Below are 1,423 nucleotides of genomic sequence, written 5' to 3'. Positions count from 1 at the left end.
GCGAGAGCCACGAGCGGCTGCGCACCGACGACGCGGCCAACATCCGCGGCGGCGCGGCGCTGCTCGCCGACTACCAGAAGAGCCTCGGCGCACCCCTGAGCGCCAACCCCGGCGAATGGTACGGCGCCGTCGCCAAGTACTCCGGCGCCGACGAGGCCGACGCGGCCAAGTTCTTCGCCGACGAGGTCTACGCCACCATCCAGGAGGGCGCCGAGCGCACCACGGACGACGGGCAGAAGGTCACCCTGCCCAAGGTCCCGGACCTGGAGAAGATCGAGAAGTGGCTGGAGAAGCTCGGCCTGCGGCCCGCGCGGCGCGACGGCGTCGAGTGCCCGGCCTCGATCTCCTGCGAGTGGATCCCCTCGGCCTACCAGGAGCTCCCGCCGGACGACTACGGCCACTACGACCTGGCCAACCGGCCGGTCAGCCAGAAGGTCGACTACATCATCATCCACGACATGGAGGGCTACTTCCTCCCGTCGATCAAGCTCAACCAGGACCCGAACTACGGCGCGAGCTGGCACTACTCGGTCCGTTCCAGTGACGGGCACATCGCCCAGCACATCAAGACCAAGGACGTCGGCTGGCAGGCCGGCAACTGGTACATCAACGCCAAGTCCATCGGCATCGAGCACGAAGGCTTCCTGGCCGAGGGCAGCACCTGGTACACCGAGGCGATGTACCGCTCGTCGGCCCGGCTCGTCCGCTACCTGGCGCTCAAGCACGGCGTGCCGCTCGACCGCGCCCACATCCTGGGCCACGACAACGTCCCGGGCACGATCCCGAGCACGGTCCGCGGCATGCACGAGGACCCGGGGCCGTTCTGGGACTGGGCGCACTACTTCCAGCTCATGGGCGCGCCGCTGCACCAGTTCGGCGGGCCGCAGGCCGGCTCGGTCATGATCAAGCCGGACTTCGCCACCAACAAGCCCTACTTCTACGGCTGCGACCGCAAGAACCCCGAGGCGGCCTGCCCGCCGCTCAGCGCCGGCACCGTGTGGCTGCGCACCGAGCCGCGCGACGACGCCCCGCTGATCAAGGACATCGGCAAGCACCCGACCGGCGGCTCGCTCTACAGCGTGTACGACCACAGCGCCAGGGCCAGCACCGGCCAGCGCTTCGCCGTCGCCGACCGCCAGGGCGACTGGACGGCGATCTGGTACCTCGGCCAGAAGGCGTGGTTCCACAACCCGGCGAGCGCCCCGACCGCGATCCCGTCGATGGGGCTCGTCGTCACGCCGAAGCCGGGCAGGGCGACCGTGCCGGTGTTCGGGCGGGCGTACCCGGAGCAGGAGGCATACCCGGCCGGCATCCCGTACCAGGCGGTGACGCCGCTGCAGTACACGTTCTCGGCGGGCGAGAAGTACACGCTGGCCGGGCCGGCCGCCACCGAGTACTACCGGGCGGTCACGTTCGACCTGGC

The 1,423-nt window shown here is 70.1% G+C and carries 1 protein-coding gene; it reads left to right on the top strand.

What is annotated here, in order from left to right:
- Positions 1-1,423 (top strand): N-acetylmuramoyl-L-alanine amidase (locus ACWCSD_RS52615; RefSeq protein WP_449927472.1); only part of this gene is annotated, 1,423 nt, incomplete at both ends.

The sequence above is a fragment of the Nonomuraea sp. NPDC001684 genome, assembly GCF_053596515.1.
Note: the sequence above shows the minus strand (reverse complement) of the source record. Positions and strands in the feature narration are given on the sequence as shown.